A 17,121-nucleotide genomic window follows, 5' to 3' on the forward strand; every position below is an offset into this window, starting at 1 on the left:
CCGCTGCCAATGGCGCTGCCAGGTCGCTACGCGCCACGAGCACGCAATCGTTCGTTTCGGCCTGCTCGACCCAACGTCGAAGCAGATTGGCGTTCAGCTTGTGGTGCAACGCGATCGCCGCGAGCGACACCCCGGGCCTCTGGCAAGCTGCCACAACCTGAGCCTTGAACTCGACGCTGTAGCGCCGGCGGCGACGACGGCCTGGTGCCGCTGCTTCGTCAATAGTGTTCACGGTCCACCTATTTAAGTGGACACGATGCTCCCAAGACTCTCAACGCAACTCCAGATGGGATAAGCGGGCGCTTACGACGCACTTGATGGAGCGACCATCAATGTGATCAGCCCTTCGACCGGCGAAAGAATTGGCGTGGTCGCCTGCCACAGACAAACCAAATGACGCCCATTATGCGTTTCGCACCCCGGATGGAGACGGGTGGCTTCCCCGCTGTGGATCGAAGAAACAAAAATCCACCGAGGAAGGGGATGCTCCAGAAATAACGCTGAACCGCATCAAGCAAGTGCGAATCCAGTTCGGCCTGCGAGACGGCGGCAAGCGTCAGCATCGCGACAATTGCCGGCGCGAGGCAACTAATAATTGCCTTCTCGAACACTTCAAAGAACTTGGTCATTGCTTCCCCGCGTAGCGCTTTGCACACTGTATATAACAGCAAATCTGCACAGTTGCTGACTTTGCGGGTCTGAGTCGCGTCGTACCCTACGCAGGCGTCTCGCCGACAGGAAGAAAACCTTCGGCCGGGTCCGTTCGCAAACTGATGTATTCAAGTCGCCACTGATCGATCTTTCGAAGATCTGCTAGTGAGAGACGTGTATCAGCGACGGCGACACAACTCTCGAGAGCAATTTCCTTAGCGTCCTCGGGCTTGCCATAGACGCTCGTGAACAGATCGGAAATCTCGCTCGCGGCCTTCTCGGCAGCGGCACGCGCAACGGGGCCGCCTTCTGTAGCATCATATGCAAGGGTAATGCGCAGAACGTAGGGTTCACCGCCGTCGAGGTCCTGAAATCGCGCGGCGTCGAGGTCAAAGAAAACGCCCACCAGATGGGCGTTGTATGGCTCGAGAAGCTTGCCGGTCAGTTGCTCAACCGTCTTGCCCTTATGTTTTCGGCGAAGGCGACTCTCGAACGCGTTCGGGAAAGCCGGACGACCATACCGCGCGGCCAGCCATTGCTTGAGCGCCCTCTTCTCATCGGCATTCAGTGTGACCGACGCATCCGGAGCGGCAGCGATCGCATCGAACATCGCCGTATGGACCACCGTTCGAGCATCGTGACGCAGTTCAAGCACGAGCGTATGCCCTTCCCCGGTGGTGTAGCAGAGATGAAGCCGGCGTACGTTTCGGGCACGAGCGAACGTTGGGTCCACTGTCGCAACGATGTCCGCTACGATGCACTCGACAGAGGGCTCCTTGTCGTTGGCGAGGTCGCAGTCGTGCGAGATGACAACGACGCGATGTTCGCCTTCATCAAACACGAGTCCGAGGCCCAACGCATGAGCGTCAACCATGAGACTGCCTTGCCGCCAAGCACTGTCACGTCCCGGCATCCCGCCCCCTCAGCGATCCTCGACAGCACCTGGAATCGAAACATCCGATTGCCAGTCTGCTGTTGCTGGAGCCGCGGTATTCGACAGACCCGTGAGTGCATAGGACCGTTCCATTGCCCGAGCCTCTTCAATCAAAGTCTGCACGGTCGCCGAACTGTCCTCACCGGCCTTCAGGATGTCGAACAGTGAGCGATCTTCAAACGCTTTCATTTTCAGGAGACTCGACGCACGCGCGACTCCTGCCGCCTTGAACGCGTCGGCGATCTGACTCAACGTCCTGATGCGCACGAGCTTGTCAGCGTCCGGCATCGACTCTTCGGACAGCCACTTGTAGACCGCCTGGCGCGACACGTCGAAGAGAACCGCAAGATCGCCAATAGCGGGATTCAGCACTGCGCGGACATTTTCCAGATGTTCCTTCGCCGTCCGGATATCCGCGCGCGGGCGCCTGCGCGGCGACCGCACCGCCGTGTCATCGCTGACAAAGAGCCCTGTTCGAGGTGAAAGGTACCCGCTCCAACTGTCTACGTTCTCAAGCGGATATGCAGACCCCGTCCCAATGAACGGCCGCAGCATCACCGGGTAATGCTGCGCAGCGCCAATCGCTGGCAATGATTGCATATGTCTGTCTCCTGATTAGTTTTACGACCAAGCCTTTAGGGCACGAGGCGTAACGATCGCCTCAAACGCCCGGCGGATGTCTCGGTGCAATGCCTCGAGCTGGCTCGCGAGCGACGCGAATTCAAGCGGAAATCTCCCCTGAACGAAATGGTCCGTGTCGATGACCGCATGACGCTGCGGCTCCTGCTTCGCGAACCGGTCTTTAATCACGAGTCCGTGCGGTGCCACGTCCGGCGGAAATCCAAGCGGAGCCACGGCGCGATGCACCCTCGCCACAAGGATGCCCCGGTCAGCCAAAACCCCCGGCTGCGTCTCGAATACCTGCTCGCTCGATGCTGATTGCTCAACCGCGCCAAACTGCACGCCGCACAGGCCGCCTGCAAGATACTGATCGACCGTCTCTGCCTCGCGCGGCTGCACAGCATCGAGGTACCGCAGACCTAGGCGACTCACGTGATCAAGACCCACAACTTTGTGAACGTGTTCAAGCCCGCGCAATCCAGTTGGCAAAAACTGTCGGTGCGTGTCGTAGTGGGTAGTATGAAAGGCGATGAACGTCGGGCTGAGCACAAAACTGGACGTACGGTCTGCCGTAGTCATCCGCCAGACCTTCAGGGTCCCGACTTTGGGGACAGGCGGTGCGTCATTAGCTTCAAAGACGAACTCCAGTTGCGGTATCGCCTGCTCTTCAAAGAGCGTATACCCGTCGCGGCGCAGCAGATCCTGCACTTCCCCAGCGTATTTTTCCATCGCCGGGATCGGGTTGAACTGCGCCTGCAGCAAGGCATAGTAGACCGGCGCATTGGCCATTCGTCCATTCATGATCAGCGGGCGCCAAAACGTAAAGTTGACATTTCGGTTGTCAGTTTACACCGTAGTTGACGCTCTCGCAAGGAGAACTGCTCAGAAGTGGCCCGCGGCGTGATGTCGCGGGGAGCGCTACGGCGCGGGACACCCGACGTGGCGTGGGAACGAGCGCACGCGGACCATGAACCGGGCCCTTATGTCCTCCACCGATCACACCAGCGCATAGAGACCGGCCGCCTAACCAAAAACGGTGGCGTCGCTTCCCCGGCTCCGCCGCCGTGTTACGTCGACCGCGCCCGTGACGCATACGACCGCCCGCATCCGCCGCTGTCCCGAAATGACGGCCCGGCTAGCCCCAACTATCCGAGCCTCAATTTGCGGAGTATTGTTGACGCCCCGTTAGCCGGCCCCACTGTTTGAGGGTTCGTGGACAGCGCTGCGATGCCATTGAGGTGTGGCGCGGTCTACGCGAAATAGGTGCGCTACTGGGTTTGAACGGCACCCTCCAGACGACACACCCATCCGTCCCGAACCCATTCATTTGCGATGCGAATCAGTGTTATCCAAACAATCGATTTTGTAGCTTCGGGCGAAATGCCGCATAGTCGCTTCCTGCGACGCGCGGCACAGCTTCCGACTATCCGCGCCGGAAAGAGAGCTTTCCTGACGTGCCCCGATGCAAGCGACTCTATCGGAGCGGGTATCCATCTGAACGTCAAAATTAATTTTCTGCGTGAGCGGATACGAACAACCATCGGAGCCGTGGCAATGACTGTATCGATCGTGATAGTGGGTGCTGGCTTTTGCGGGACGATGACGGCCACATGGCTACTGTCGGATCAAACCGCAAAGCCCCTGTCGATCGCACTGGTCGATGACAGCTATAGCGTTTCGCGCGGTATTGCTTATCGGTCAGACGAAGAGGGGTGGCTCCTGAACGCCCCCGCACGGACCCTCAGTGTTGAGCGGGACAACGGCAACGGCTTTGTCGATTATTGCCGACAGCGGGGCCGTCCTGCCGAACCCGATGATTTCCTGCCACGTGCGTGGTACGGTGATTATCTTGCACATCTGCTAAAACAAGCCGTCGAAAACCGCGGGAAGCATCAGTTTTCTCAACATGACGGATACGCCGTCGCGCTGAAGCCCGTCGAGGATGGCCGAACGAAGGTTCATTTGCACACGGGTGTGGAGATTTCTGCCGATCACGTCGTCCTTGCGACCGGGCACAGCGATGGCCGCCGCTCCATCACTGTTGCAGCGACCGGTGGCGCTTCACTCGATCAACGTTTCCTCGCGAATCCCTGGGACGCAGTTAAACTGCGGACCGTGCCGGATGACAGCCATTTCTTCATGTGCGGGTCTGGTCTGACGGCACTCGACGTTGTTTACGCGCTGCACCGGCGCAGCGAAAAGTTGCGCTTCACGCTTATGTCCCGCCGTGGTTTGTTGCCTCAACACCACTGCCAGTCACCGCCGAGACTTCAGCCACAAGCGCGGCGGTCGCTTCTCGATCAATTGGCCGCCGGCCCCAGGCATTGCATCACCGTCGTACGCAAAGTCATTGCTGAACATCGCGCGAGAGGCGGTGACTGGCGCGAGGTGATCGATAGCCTGCGTCCAGCGGTACCGCAGATCTGGTCAAACTGGTCTGAGGCCGACCGGCGCGCTTTCGTGCGCCATATTGCGCCTTACTGGGACACACATCGTCACCGACAGCCAGCTTCCACGGCAGCGCTTGTCGCGTCACTCAGGATGAGTGGGCGTCTCTCGCTTATGGGGGGGCGAATCGAGACAATCAGCGCACATGGCGACGGGCTGCTGCTGGCTATTCGCCCGCGCGCAGCAACGGGCTCGCGCGTTGTGCACGCATCGTATTTCGTGAATTGCACCGGTGTCGGGATGGCTCCAGCTCATCGAGCTACGGCGTCAGATACAGAACCGCATGCAGATTGCATACACCGGCCTATAGCACACGCGTGTGATTCTCTTTTTGATCAGTTACGGCGCGACGGGATTGCAAAATTTGACTGGGCGGGGTTGTGTGTTGATGAGTCTTACCGCGTGGTTCGAGTCGATAGCTGTACGAATCCGTCTCTGTTTTATATTGGCCCTGCGCTTAGAAGACGCTTTTGGGAGGCGACGGCGGTGCCCGAATTGCTAATGCATATCGAGCGGATGACGGAGATCATAATGCGGCAGGTTTCTGCACATTAAACGCGAGCGCATTGCCTGACAGGGGCGTGGATGCAAGCGGGTTCTGTCGCAGTAAGATCGAGAGGTCGGTCAAGACCGATATGGCATGGATTCCTTGTCCAGCCAGCGAATAGAACTGATGTGCGGGAGTTTGCCAAACGCCGCCATCGTTCAATTTCCCCTTGACGATCATGTGCATGACTTCGATGCCACCTAGATGCTATGTGGGAGGGCAGTGGCAGTAAGCCCGACTGGAGTAAAACGGGATTTGCACACTCGTTTTCTCCGAAGGAGCACGCAAACGGGCGCGCCTGACGCAGCCCTTCCACACAGCATCTAGGGGCCGTTTTCATTCGATGAAATGTGCTTACATCTTGTCTTTTGCGCGAGCAGGCCAAGATGATTCGAACGTTATTGAGCGATGAAACGCTTGCCGGGCAAGGAAGGCGATCCAGAGGACGGCTTCGACAATCGTTCGTCAGCGTAGACCGCCCGCCTTGGATCATTCGCCAGACATCGCTTCGCAACGATGCACGTTGGCTCGCATGCCATCATGCGCGAAATGGCGTGATGCGTAATCAATAAGCGTAGGCACGTCAGGTGATACCAGCCGGTGTCCGACGCACTTGCGTCGGACAAACTCTCGATGCCGCGTCCGGAGGCATCCATCAACGATCTGGTGACGACATGGACATGAATGGTGTGATGACGGAAGAGGACGGCGGTGCGCCGCCTTCGCCGGGGGAAGCGGCCATCCTTGAGGAAGCATGCTGGCTGGCCGACTCGGGCCGCTACGCCGACTTCATAGACATCGAGAACGTGCTGCGTTTTGGTTACGGGCTGACCAATGCGCGGGCCCTGCTTGACCGGTATCTGGTTCGCAGGATGCTGAACCGCCGCTGCGCGGATGCCCGCGACGAGCGGCTGGTAGGGCGGTGCAGCGTGAGATTCTGCGCTCATCCGATGGCAGAGGACGCATGACACCACGCGAAGCGCAGAACATTCTCTATGCGGCGTTCGTGGCTGCGGCCCTGATCGTGCAGGCCCAGCCGTACCGGGACGACGTGCACGCGCAGCGCCGGTTCGAGCACATTGTCAACCAGATCCTGTCGCGCGCTCAAACGTACGAGACCGAAGTGCCCGTAGAGGTGCGAGGATGGATAGCTCCCGCCCCTTCGTCGCCTGAGCTTATGCTTGTTGCGCAGCCACCGGCGCAACCGCGTCGCGGTGTAGCTGTCGAGCGCACGGTAGGCGCGGCTAACGCTTCCAACCTGGAAGTAGTTGGCCCACCCACGTAACGTGCGGTTCAACTTGCCCACCAACTCCGTGGTCTCTTGCCATGCCATCCTGAGCGCGGTCATCGCATGAATCTTCTCGACCATGCGACGCATACTCTTCTTCGACGGGCGCATACCCATACGGGCCTGGCCAGTCGTCGGAGCACGTGCCCCGAGGCATGAGCGTGGCGGAGTTTATCCAGCACGCCGGATGACCGGCCCCCACACTGTCATCGGGCGCATTGAACCTTAGGGCAACGCTGAACAAGCCGTTGAATAACTGGAGCCCGGCGTAAACACAGGCAGATTCATCGTGGGTGAAGCTTTCCGCCTGCACTTCGCGCCCATTAGGGCGTTGCACATGGGCTTGCGGTCCGCTTTTCGCCCATTATGGGCTGCGGATTGATATGACTTTCCGTGTCAATCGCGATGGGTTCTCGGTTTTGGTTCATCTGAATTTCCTGAGGGCGACGTAGCAGTACGTCTCGACGGTGGGTCACACTTCTATGAGCAGGACTTCTGTCAAGATCCCTTTTCCCGAAATTTCGATAACCTGTCTCACCTGTTTTTGGCCTGAAGCCGTGCTTGCGCTCGTGAGAAGAACCAGCATCCTCACCGCCTTCTATCCGCTGGCGTGTCACCAGCCTTATCCTGCATGCGCGTTACGCCGGAATCATTTGCCCGGGAACATGCCCCATCTGAAAGTATTCGGTTGCTTCAGCAACCCAGTGTGACCACGGGCATGTTCACTTCAACCATGTTTGCTACGTCACTGCCTGGCCAAACCTTTATCTCCTTCCTGCCAAACTTTAGGGGCTTATGTGGACTTCAGCTGTGCGCCGTCAGGGATGACGCCGTCTTTCAGATAGCGCCACAGCGCAATGGCAAGACGTCGCGCGACCGCGACGATGGCGATGCGTCGCGCGCGTCGGTTCGGTCCCGTACCTTGTGTGCGGTGGTTAAACCATTTGGCCAATGCGCTGCCGGGCTGGTAGCGAAGCCAGGTCCACGCCATCTCGATCAGCAGCGCGCGCACCCGCCGGTTTCCCTGTTTGCTGATCCCCTGGTCGACCTGGCTTTCGCCACTGTCGTAGGGTTGTGGCACGAGCCCGATGCACGCACCGACTTCGCGGCGGTTGTCGAACTCTCGCCAGAAGAGCTCGATGGCAAGGCGCGAGGCGCCTACTTCGCCAATCCCCTGCAGGCGTGCCAGCGCATCGCAACGCTGGCGCGCGGGTGCTGGTACGTTTGCCTGTCGCGTCTTCTCCAGCGCCGCAAGTTGCTGTTCGACGAGTGCGAGCCGTTCGCACTCGCGCATTAACCGCTCACGCAGCTCGTGCGGTAACGGCGCTCCGTCATGGCAGCGCACTTCCTCGCGTTCGAGCCGCTTGGCGAAGGTACGGTGATCGACCGCATCCCAGCAACCGAGCGTGACCAGGAGCTTACGCATCCGGTCGCGGTGCTGCAGCACTTCCTTCTGCAGTTGGCCGCGCTCGCGCATCAGCTGGCGCGATGCCTCATCCTGCGGTGACGGCACGTGCACGACGTGCATGCGGTCGCGCTCGCCGCGCAGCCATGCGCGCAGATTGATCACCAGCTTGATTACATCGAGCCGGTCGGTCTTCGCGCGCCGCCTGTGACGTTCAACCGGGGTGCTGGCCGGATCGATGACGTAGCACTCGATGCCGTGCACCTGCAGCGCGCGACAGATCCAGAACGCGTCCTGCCCAGCTTCGTAGTTCACGACCGTGCGTACGCCGGCCGGCAGCGACCACTTCTTCTTGTGCTCCTCGATCAGGTCCAGGATCGCCTGCAGACGCGCAGCGGCCTGTGGTTGTGCGAGGGTGTGCACGGCAGGCTTCTCGCGCCGGCCGTCGTGAAGCGCGACTTTCCATCTGGCCGCCGCCAGTTCCAGCGACACTGCCAGCACGAGTACGTCACCATGACCCGTGTATGCCTGATCGGTACGCATGATCTTCTCCTGTGAGCAAACCTCGGCAAGCTGATTTTAGGCGTCAGCCCGTCGAGGCCCTCGCTTCATAGGATCTGATATCCGCGGGTTGGTTACCGCATTACTGTGGTCCGCCCTATGAGCCTGCCGCTGCCTCAAGTCGCAAATCGCATTAGATGTGTTGCATAATCCGCTCGCGGGTTACTCGGGTGCCGGGCTACGCCGCCTTCAGGAAACTCTCAGTGTCCTCGTTAAGATGATGGAGTGTCAGACCGGCCTGGCATCTTTCGGTATGGCGAGGGACATCGCCAGTCTGCTGATGTCCCAGATGAACCCTGAGAGTTCTCGCGCAACGGCAACCACACTGGTGTTCACATTCTTGCCGCGCGCTGCGAGCTTGCGATATCGCCGGCATAGCCGCAGTTGGGCATCCCATGCGCGGTCAATGATCGGTTTCGGGATTCCTTCATGGCGGCGTTGAATGTCCGGGCTCACCCGAGCGGGGTATCTGTAACTCCACGCAGCCTCCACGAGCAGCTTTCTTGCATAGCTGTTCCCGTTTTTTGTAATGCTGCCTTGACGGCGCCGGTCTCCTGAAGAGTGTTCGGAGGGCGTCACCCCGAGCCAGGCCATCAGTTGACGCGGATGCTCGAATCGCGACAGGTCGCCGAGTTCGGCGAGCATGCCTACGGCCGTGGTGAACTGAATGCCCCGCATTGCCTGCAGGCCCAGTACCGCCGGATAGAAGCGCCAGTTGACGACAGCCTCGCGTAGTGCCGCCTCGAGGCGGTCGCATTGTGCGAGTCTGTCTTCGACAGCACGGCGGCACTCGTCAAAGGCCAGTTGTTGCCAGTGGTTGGGGAACGCAAAGGTGCTGATCCACCTTCGATGTGCCGGACCCCAGTTGGCGCTGCCGGTATAACGAACACCGTGGGAGAGCAGAAAGGACTTGACCCGCTGACGCGCGTGTTTGAGATCCGCTTTGGCGGTAGCCCACGCCCGGGCCAGATCCCGGAATGCCTCATCTTCGACGCCCGGCACGTAGACTGACGAGAGATCACCTGCGCGCAACGAGCGCACGAGTTTGAGGGCGTCGCGGCGGTCGGTCTTGACCCGCTCGCCTGGTTTCCTCGGAATCAGCGACGGGGCACATACCATGCAGTCGAATCCCTTCTGCACCAGTTGCCGGTATAGACCATAGCCGCATGGCCCTGCTTCGTAGACGATGCGAACGTGCGTCGCCTTGGACTGCATGCGCTGGCACAGGCGGTCGATGTCAGTCTTCAAAGTGCCGATCTTGCCCAGCAATTCCACCTCGCCTATCCCGACGGCGTAGGCTGCCGTGATGGATTCCTTGTGGACATCCAGACCGACGTACACCGTGTTATCGTGTCCCATGCTGGCCTCCGTGCTGGAAATCGCCGGGTGTCGCCCTCGTGCACACCATGCGGCTCTGGCAGCAATGCTAACCCGCGTTTGGTTTCTCACGGCGGGCCAGCCACCACCTCACGGAAAGTCATACTGCCTCAACCGGTCGCATTGACTCATCGGAATTGCAACTCGCGCTGACCTGTTGCCTCACGTAGTTTGCTATCCGCCGGATTGTCCGGCGGGAGCGGCATGAGGTGACAAGGAAAATCAGCATGGCGACACGCAAGGAGTTGGTTGCAGCATTGCAATTGCGGTATGGCAGCGCGACGTACGGCGACCGTATCAGGATTCTCGATGAGTTCGTGGCTTTGACTGGGTATCACCGCAAGCATGCCATCCGGCGGCACTGTCACGTTGGCGAGGTAGTCACGTAAGATGTCACGATGAAGAAAAGAAAATCGCTTTATCACGGCCACCGGTTCCCGGCGGCAATCATTAGTCTCGCGGTTCGGTGGTATTTCCGGTTCCAACTTGGCCTGCGTGATATTGAAGAACTGCTGTTCGAGCGCGGTGTCGTTGTCAGTTACGAGACGATCCGCCGCTGGTGCGACAAATTCGGCGCGGGCTTCGCACATCGCGTCAAGGCTGCTCGCCGCAAGCCTGGGCGCACATGGCATCTGGACGAAGTCTTCGTTACGTTGCGCGATGAGCCTTATCTGCTCTGGCGGGCAGTCGACCAGCACGGCGCCGAACTCGACATCCTGCTGCAGAAACATCGCGATAAGGCCGCAGCAAAGCGCTTCTTCAACCGCGTGCTGGCCGCCTGTGCCGACGCGCCACGAAGGATTGTCACCGATCAATTGCGCAGCTATCCGGCCGCGAAGGCCGAAATTCCCGAACTGGCAAACATCCAACACGTCTTCGTCAAGGCTGCGGCCCGGGTGAACAACCGTGCCGAAAACAGCCATCAGCCTACGCGTGAGCGCGAACGCCGGATGCGTGGTTTTCGCGATCCTGGTCGCACACAAGCGTTCTTATCGAGCTTCGGTCCGATTCGCCAGCACTTCGCGCTCAAGCGACATTTACTGCGTGCCTCACTCTATCGCAAACAGCTCGCCGCACGCTTTGCCGGCTGGCATCGCTTCACTGGGCTCACCCAGGATCCGTCCAATTTCTGAGCAAATCTACCTCCTGTGCGCTCTTGCGTCTCGTATACCTTAACGTGACAACGCCGTTTGATGGTTTGCCTTGGCCTATGGGCCTTACATTCTGCGAAGGGCTCACGACCTCTACGGCGGTGATCAGCTTTTGATCGTGACGGCTTTGGTAACCAAGTAAGGTTCCAACGCCTCGCAACCGCCTTCCGAACCGTAACCGGAATCCCCGACGCCGCCAAACGGCATTTCAGGCCACGGCGTAGCGCCCTGATTAATCCATAGCATTCCGACATTCAAACGTTGCGAAAGCTGATGTACGCTCTTCACGCAATTCGTGAATGCGTATCCCGCAAGTCCATAGGGAAGCCTGTTCGCTTCTGATATTGCTTCGTCGAGATCATCGAATCCTCGTATCGCAGCGACAGGGCCAAAAGGCTCCTCATTGAAGATTGCGGCGGTTAATGGCACATCGGAAAGCACCGTAGGCGCGAAAAAATTGCCTCGATCGCCGATCCGGTTTCCACCCGTCAACAACTTGGCTCCAGACTCACGTGCGTTGCTCACGACCTCTTTTATGGCCGCCAAGCGACGCTTATTTGCCAATGGCCCTAGCGACGTGCTTTTTTCGAGACCGTCACCTACTTGCAACTGTTCGGCATAGGCGACCATCGCAGCCTCGAACGATCCGCGCAAGCTGTTATGGACGAGGAATCGCGTGGGCGAAACGCAGACCTGTCCCGCGTTTCTGAATTTTACGGCACCTAAAACTTTCGCAGCTTCCTCGACGTCAGCGTCTGCAGCGATGATCACCGGCGCATGACCGCCCAGCTCCATCGTCGTCCGTTTCATATGTCGGCCGGCCAGACTGGCCAGTTGCTTGCCGATAGCCGTTGATCCTGTGAACGTGACCTTTCGAACTGCTGGATGAGAAACAAGAAACTCAGAAACTTCCGCAGGATTCCCGAAGACCAGGCCTAAAACGCCCCGAGGAACGCCAGCGTCCGCAAATGCCCGAATAAGCGACGCCGGCGAGGCGGGCGTCTCTTCGGGCGCTTTCACAATGAAAGAGCAGCCCGTGGTAAGCGCGGCCGATAGTTTCCGAACGATCTGATTAACCGGAAAGTTCCAGGGCGTAAAGGCTACGACCGGTCCGACCGGTTCCTTCAGCACCAGTTGTTGAACATTCTGACTTCGCGATGGAACGACGCGTCCATAGACGCGCAAGCCTTCATCTGCGAACCATTCGATGATCTCTGACGCCGACAAGACTTCCGCCCGCGCTTCACCAAGCGGCTTTCCCTGCTCTTGCGTTAGGAGGGAAGCAATGGTCTCGACGCGCTCCCGCAGGAGCATTGCCGCGCCTCTCATCATCCTCGCTCTTTCAACCGCTGCGACGTTGCGCCATTCAGCGAAACCCGCTTCTGAAGCGGATGCAGCACGTTCAAGGTCCTCCTTTGCCGCGCAGGCGACCACGCCAATCCTTTCGCCGGTCGAAGGGCTGATCACATTGATGGTCGCTCCATCAAGTGCATCACACCAACTTCCGTTAATGAAAAGCTTGGTATTTGAATAGGTCATTTAACTACCTTCTATCATAGTGCAGCTCAACGGGACTTTGCGAAGACGCTTCGCGAGTCAACTTTCGACGTCGTTGGTGACACTTCTCAGGTGAGAAGCACGTATATTTTTCGCACTGCCTCGGTGACTCTCAAGGTTCCTGAGTAGCCGGCGGGGATAACGCCCGTGTCGCCCTTAGAGAATTCAGTCTGCGGTGTGGTTTCGCTCTCGAGCGAGAAGGTACCCTCCAGGACGTGGAAGATCTCGTTTCGGTTTGATGGATAGACGAACTTCCAGGCGCCAACCTCTGCCTCCCAGAAACCGACACCCGGACGTGATGGTTCAAAGTCCACCAAAGGACGGCTGATTCTCTTCGGCTTACCAGTGATAAGCATTTCGTCAGCCGGATAGGTCAAATTCTCCTGCAGCTGGGTCGGGTCGATCTTACAAATCCGTTGAAAATTCAACTGTTCCACAGTTTCTCCTAGTAAAAACGCTCTTACGTTGGGCATGTCATAAGGCAACGCGTATGAGTTGGCGCGTGCGCCCCTCGCTGGCACCTTCGTGCTTAGCAGCTGACAGCAGGCCTGCACGCCGCCGCATGCAAACTCACATGGCCCGACGAGCGCGCAGGCATGACGGAAAATGGCGTTTCTAAAACAGTTATGTTCCGTCAACAAAACGTCCTTCCCCCGCCATGTCGACCAGTGGTCGACGGTTACTCGGCACCTCCTTTGCCTGGAGAAAATGCGGAAGTAGCGCAGCATCCCCAGATTGGCCCAGTGCTACACAGACTTCGATTGAAAAATCGTCTGGAATGCTTAGGTCGCTACGGATGAGGTCCCTGTTGATCCCTGCAAGAGCATGGGCGCCCCACCCTAGGAGGCTAGCTTGTAACGCAAGAAATGCCCAAGCAACTCCGGCATCAAATGAATGCGTAGGTAACGAAAATTCCTCAACTCTCCCAGGGAGCCGAAACGTCTGTTTTGACAAAATCACAACGATCGCGGCGGCACGGACTGCCCAGGATCGGTGGAATTCGTTCAAAAACGAAAGAAACGAGACCCATTGATCTGTTTCACGACGGGCGTAAACAAACCGCCATGGCTGAGAGTTATAAGAGGAAGGAGCCCAACGGCCGGCTTCGAGAATAGTGAGAAGGGCATGCTCATCGATAGCATCCAAAGTGAAGGCGCGAGGTGACCAGCACTCGACGAACTGCGAATGGATTGGAAAATCAGTGATGCGAATTGTTTTTATACCCATAACCAAAGCTCGATAACGGTTTATTCAAATCAAAAAATGGATGCAACCTTTGAGAAGGACGTCTCAGCAGTCACGCCCGAATCCTACGTACTCGTAAAATCAATCGACACCGCCGGTTTCACTGCAGGGTTAGAAGGTCTTTGCGGAGTCATACATGAGGCCTACATGCTGCGGCCACCTCAGCCAACCATCGGTCACGACACTCCTTCATAAATGAAACAAATGTTCGTCCTACTTTCGACAACGGGCGAGATCTTGGGTATAGCAGTCCAACCCTGAAGGTAATGCAAGGGTCTACGAGACGAACATCGACCCGATCAAGGTACCCGTGAACACTGAAAGGATCGATAAAACCGACACCCATTCCCAATGCGGCCAACTCACATGTCGAGTGCGAGAATGAGGTATCGATTCGCATGACACGGTGTATGTCTCGCGATTCGAAAAGGCGATCAACATGCGGCCGGGCTTGATAGTGCGCCGTGGTGGAGATAAACGTACGCCCTTCGAAATCCTCCGGCGAAAGCATCGACTTTTGCGCAAGCTGGTCCCCCTTCTTCATAACGGCGTAGTAGGGAACATTACAGAATTCGTCTACTGAAAGGTCTTCGCGGTCGTAAGGCACTTCTGCAAGACCAAGATCGATTCCTTCCGTCGCAATCCAGTCCTCCACCTTCGTGGAGCTTTGAACATCCAGTGAGATATCAACGTCTGGATGAGCTTCACAAAAACGGGCTATGACCGCGGGCAAAAAAGTTATTCCTAGCGCCGGCATGCATGCGATCGAGATGCTGCCTACGCGGAGTTTCCTCACATCAGCGGCAAGTTCCCCGATCCTTTGGTACGCACGGAATGTGTTCTCTACTTGCTCGTGGATCATCCTTCCTTCAGGCGTCGGCACCAGCCTGCCAGCAGCGCGGTTGAACAATGTCACGCCGAGCTCCTTTTCGAGCTCGGTGATCAAGCGACTCACCGATGGCTGAGATAGCCCCAGTAAGTCCGCAGCACCGTTTACAGTGCCGACCATCATAGTCGTGCGGAATGCTTCAAGTTGCCGGATGTTCATAGTTTCGCAGTTGATAGCCCGCTTTAAACAGCCATCATCTATGTTTCGGACCAGCATCGCAAGGATGTGCCGACCGTGGTGCTCGGACGGTCGGCCATTTCCCGTGGTTCGCGGCTGGCGCTGCTCAATCAAGATTCGGTCACGATGAGCGATTACACTGGCCGACAATCCGTTCAACTTAAAGCACCGGCGTCTGCGGTCAAATAGTCAGAGGCGCGCTCCGTGCAAAGCCGCGTTCGTGCCACAGAAGGCATCCCGCATCAGCGGTTTCATTAAATGCAATCTCTCGGATTACTCCAACGATGATGGAGTGGGTAAATCCGTCATGCTGATCACTGATTTCGCAGTCCAATGCAACCGTCGCATCAGCCAGGACCGGTGCACCAGTCACGAGAGATGCCCATTTGTTGGCTGTGAAGCGGGCTTGCCCTTTGGTTTTGCGAAATGTGTCAACGACCCCGCAGTGCGCTGTGGAGAGCAGATTTACGGCGAAACCCCCTGCTTTCAGGATCGCGTCGTGGGATGAAGCGCTCTTGTTCACGCAAACGATGACCGACGGCGGGTCGTCGGATAGACTGCATACCGATGTAGCGATGAGCCCGAACGGCTGTCCGTCGTGCTTTGCGGTAATAACCGTAACGCCGGCAGCGAACAGCGACATCGCCTGCTGGAAGTTGCCCCTGGAACCGATGGTTTGCATTTGGTCACCTGCCTCGACTATGACGGATCACGCAACTTTGAAGGTGCTGGGTTTGAGGCCAAGGTTCTCGCGCAGAGTTCGTCCTTCATATCGATCCCTGAACAACCCGCGGCGACGCAGTTCCGGGATGAGGAAATCACTAATGTCGTCCATGCCGCCGGGAAGGATCGCCGGGCAAAAATTGAAGCCGTCGGCGCCATCATTCTTGAACCACTCTTCCATCTCATCAACGATGTCGCTCGCCGTTCCAATCGCGAGGCGTACCCAGAAAGTTGATGCAACGCGCTGGTAGAGTTGTCGAATCGAGAGTTTCTCGGTACGCGCCATCTCCAACAGATTCGATGCGATGCTCCTGAGTTTCTGACCACCGATGTCTGGCACCGGCCCATCAAGCGGATACCCGGACAGATCGCCCAGCGCGTTATAGAGCGAGGCCAGACCGCTCAGCGGGTGGATAAGCTCCTGAAGCTCGTCGAACTTGTCTTGCGCCTCTTGCCTGGTCTTACCTACGAACGGTGTAATGCCCGGCATTATTAGCAACTCCTCCGGCTCGCGACCATACTTCGCAAGCCGCGCCTTAAGATCGCCGTAGTAATCTTGCGCATGTTTCAGGTCGTGCGAGTTACTGTAAACCACGTCCGCGCATCTAGCAGCGAGTTCACGTCCGGCCTCGGAAGCTCCGGCCTGCACGATGATCGGCTCTCCCTGCGGTGTGCGCGCCGAATTCAGAGGACCGCGCACCTGGAAGTGCTTGCCCTTGTGGTCAGGAACGTGCAACTTGTCTTCGTGGTAGAAAAGTCCGCTTTCCTTGTCTCGAACGAACGCGTCATCCTCCCAGCTTCGCCAAAGGGATTTAACGACGTCGACGAACTCGTCGGCTCGTTCGTACCGCTCTTCATAAGCAAGGTTCTCGTTCCTGTTGAAGTTTTGAGCTTCCTCGTCTGACCATGATGTGACGACATTCCATCCGGCGCGGCCACCGCTGATGTGATCGATCGAAGCGTATTTACGAGCGATGTGGAATGGTTCGTTGTACGTGGTCGAGGCGGTTGCTACCAGGCCGATATTTGACGTCGTCGCGCCCAGTGCGGCGAGGAGTGTGAGCGGTTCCAACTCAGCATTGCGCATGTCACGCGCAAGAGATCCTTTCGGATTGTCATTGGCGCGGATCCCAAGACCGTCAGCAAAGAAAACCATATCGAGATGCGCTGCTTCCGCCTTTCGGGCTGTGCTCAGGAAGTACTCGAAACTGAGCGCGCCGTCCGCAGGCACGTCCGGATGCCTCCAGGCGGCCACGTGATAGCCGAGATATCTCATCGAGAGGCCGAGCCTCATTTTTCCGTCTTTGGTCATTGCAAGCGCTCCCATTCTTGGACTGTTCCGCCCGAAACATGGCGGTATGGGTGAATATTCTCGCTTCACCGTCCGATAAACAATGTCGCGAAAAGCGGCCGACTATTTGAAAAATGGATAAGGGTATTCCCTTACTTTTTAGAGCGCCGGAGGTGCAAAGCTGCGTTCAGCGGCGGGACTGGCTGCGGTGTGCTGCGTCCGCGTCCGTTGCCGCGCTTCTCGACCTCGACATTGG

At 57.9% G+C, this 17,121-nt stretch carries 18 protein-coding genes and 1 pseudogene; 4 read left to right on the top strand and 15 right to left on the bottom strand.

Going from position 1 to position 17,121, the window contains the following annotated elements; all coding sequences use genetic code 11:
* The 5 genes from AB3X94_RS38925 to AB3X94_RS38945 form a co-directional block, all read right to left on the bottom strand.
* Window positions 1-232 (bottom strand): transposase (locus AB3X94_RS38925; RefSeq protein WP_368614309.1); only part of this gene is annotated, 232 nt, incomplete at its 3' end.
* 106 nt (window positions 233-338) lie between these two features.
* Window positions 339-629, bottom strand: a complete 291-nt coding sequence (locus tag AB3X94_RS38930; protein WP_368594320.1) for a hypothetical protein — start codon at window positions 627-629, stop codon at window positions 339-341.
* Between the two features lie 86 nt (window positions 630-715).
* Complete coding sequence (locus AB3X94_RS38935; RefSeq protein ID WP_368594319.1) at window positions 716-1,525, bottom strand: hypothetical protein; 810 nt, start codon at window positions 1,523-1,525, stop codon at window positions 716-718.
* A 48-nt stretch (window positions 1,526-1,573) separates the two neighbouring features.
* Window positions 1,574-2,185, bottom strand: a complete 612-nt coding sequence (locus tag AB3X94_RS38940) for an XRE family transcriptional regulator (RefSeq protein WP_176112034.1) — start codon at window positions 2,183-2,185, stop codon at window positions 1,574-1,576.
* A 21-nt stretch (window positions 2,186-2,206) separates the two neighbouring features.
* On the bottom strand, window positions 2,207-2,995 hold the full coding sequence (locus tag AB3X94_RS38945; RefSeq protein ID WP_176112035.1) for a TIGR04255 family protein: 789 nt from the start codon (window positions 2,993-2,995) through the stop codon (window positions 2,207-2,209).
* Window positions 2,996-3,760: 765 nt separating this feature from the next.
* Here AB3X94_RS38945 and AB3X94_RS38950 point away from each other — a divergent pair.
* Window positions 3,761-5,209, top strand: a complete 1,449-nt coding sequence (locus AB3X94_RS38950; RefSeq protein ID WP_368594318.1) for an FAD/NAD(P)-binding protein — start codon at window positions 3,761-3,763, stop codon at window positions 5,207-5,209.
* Window positions 5,210-5,312: 103 nt separating this feature from the next.
* On the opposite strand, the pseudogene AB3X94_RS38955 reads toward AB3X94_RS38950, so the two are convergent.
* Window positions 5,313-5,405, bottom strand: a pseudogene (locus AB3X94_RS38955) (IS6 family transposase); the annotation flags it as partial.
* A gap of 488 nt (window positions 5,406-5,893) precedes the next feature.
* Here AB3X94_RS38955 and AB3X94_RS38960 point away from each other — a divergent pair.
* Entirely contained in the window at window positions 5,894-6,169 is a 276-nt protein-coding gene (locus AB3X94_RS38960) for a hypothetical protein (RefSeq protein WP_368594321.1), read from the top strand.
* Here the strand turns inward: AB3X94_RS38960 and AB3X94_RS38965 are convergent.
* The 3 genes from AB3X94_RS38965 to AB3X94_RS38975 form a co-directional block, all read right to left on the bottom strand.
* The gene (locus tag AB3X94_RS38965; protein WP_368614310.1) at window positions 6,145-6,570 is read right to left on the bottom strand and encodes a group II intron maturase-specific domain-containing protein; all 426 of its coding nucleotides are present in this window, start codon (window positions 6,568-6,570) and stop codon (window positions 6,145-6,147) included. The genes AB3X94_RS38960 and AB3X94_RS38965 overlap by 25 nt on opposite strands.
* Before the next feature lie 712 nt (window positions 6,571-7,282).
* Window positions 7,283-8,437: an IS110 family transposase gene (locus AB3X94_RS38970; protein WP_368614311.1), complete on the bottom strand. Its 1,155-nt coding sequence runs from the start codon at window positions 8,435-8,437 to the stop codon at window positions 7,283-7,285.
* Between the two features lie 246 nt (window positions 8,438-8,683).
* Complete coding sequence (locus AB3X94_RS38975; RefSeq protein WP_368614312.1) at window positions 8,684-9,814, bottom strand: IS110 family transposase; 1,131 nt, start codon at window positions 9,812-9,814, stop codon at window positions 8,684-8,686.
* Between the two features lie 245 nt (window positions 9,815-10,059).
* Between AB3X94_RS38975 and AB3X94_RS38980 the strand changes: the two genes are divergently transcribed.
* Entirely contained in the window at window positions 10,060-10,221 is a 162-nt protein-coding gene (locus AB3X94_RS38980; RefSeq protein ID WP_368614316.1) for a hypothetical protein, read from the top strand.
* Window positions 10,222-10,230: 9 nt separating this feature from the next.
* Window positions 10,231-10,965, top strand: a complete 735-nt coding sequence (locus AB3X94_RS38985) for an IS6 family transposase (RefSeq protein WP_368614313.1) — start codon at window positions 10,231-10,233, stop codon at window positions 10,963-10,965.
* A 123-nt stretch (window positions 10,966-11,088) separates the two neighbouring features.
* Here AB3X94_RS38985 and AB3X94_RS38990 read toward each other — a convergent pair whose 3' ends face one another.
* The 6 genes from AB3X94_RS38990 to AB3X94_RS39015 form a co-directional block, all read right to left on the bottom strand.
* A complete protein-coding gene (locus AB3X94_RS38990; RefSeq protein WP_368594157.1) occupies window positions 11,089-12,522 on the bottom strand; it encodes an NAD-dependent succinate-semialdehyde dehydrogenase in 1,434 nt (477 codons plus the stop codon).
* An 86-nt stretch (window positions 12,523-12,608) separates the two neighbouring features.
* Window positions 12,609-12,977, bottom strand: a complete 369-nt coding sequence (locus tag AB3X94_RS38995; protein ID WP_176112041.1) for a cupin domain-containing protein — start codon at window positions 12,975-12,977, stop codon at window positions 12,609-12,611.
* 187 nt (window positions 12,978-13,164) lie between these two features.
* On the bottom strand, window positions 13,165-13,767 hold the full coding sequence (locus tag AB3X94_RS39000) for a nitroreductase family protein (protein WP_368594156.1): 603 nt from the start codon (window positions 13,765-13,767) through the stop codon (window positions 13,165-13,167).
* A 148-nt stretch (window positions 13,768-13,915) separates the two neighbouring features.
* On the bottom strand, window positions 13,916-14,965 hold the full coding sequence (locus tag AB3X94_RS39005) for a LysR family transcriptional regulator (RefSeq protein WP_368614314.1): 1,050 nt from the start codon (window positions 14,963-14,965) through the stop codon (window positions 13,916-13,918).
* A gap of 67 nt (window positions 14,966-15,032) precedes the next feature.
* Window positions 15,033-15,533, bottom strand: a complete 501-nt coding sequence (locus AB3X94_RS39010) for a flavin reductase family protein (RefSeq protein ID WP_176112044.1) — start codon at window positions 15,531-15,533, stop codon at window positions 15,033-15,035.
* 27 nt (window positions 15,534-15,560) lie between these two features.
* Window positions 15,561-16,886: an LLM class flavin-dependent oxidoreductase gene (locus AB3X94_RS39015; protein WP_368594154.1), complete on the bottom strand. Its 1,326-nt coding sequence runs from the start codon at window positions 16,884-16,886 to the stop codon at window positions 15,561-15,563.
* Window positions 16,887-17,121: the final 235 nt, after the last annotated feature.

The sequence above is a fragment of the Paraburkholderia sp. BR10923 genome (assembly GCF_040948765.1).
In the GTDB taxonomy this organism is placed as follows: Bacteria; Pseudomonadota; Gammaproteobacteria; order Burkholderiales; family Burkholderiaceae; genus Paraburkholderia; species Paraburkholderia youngii.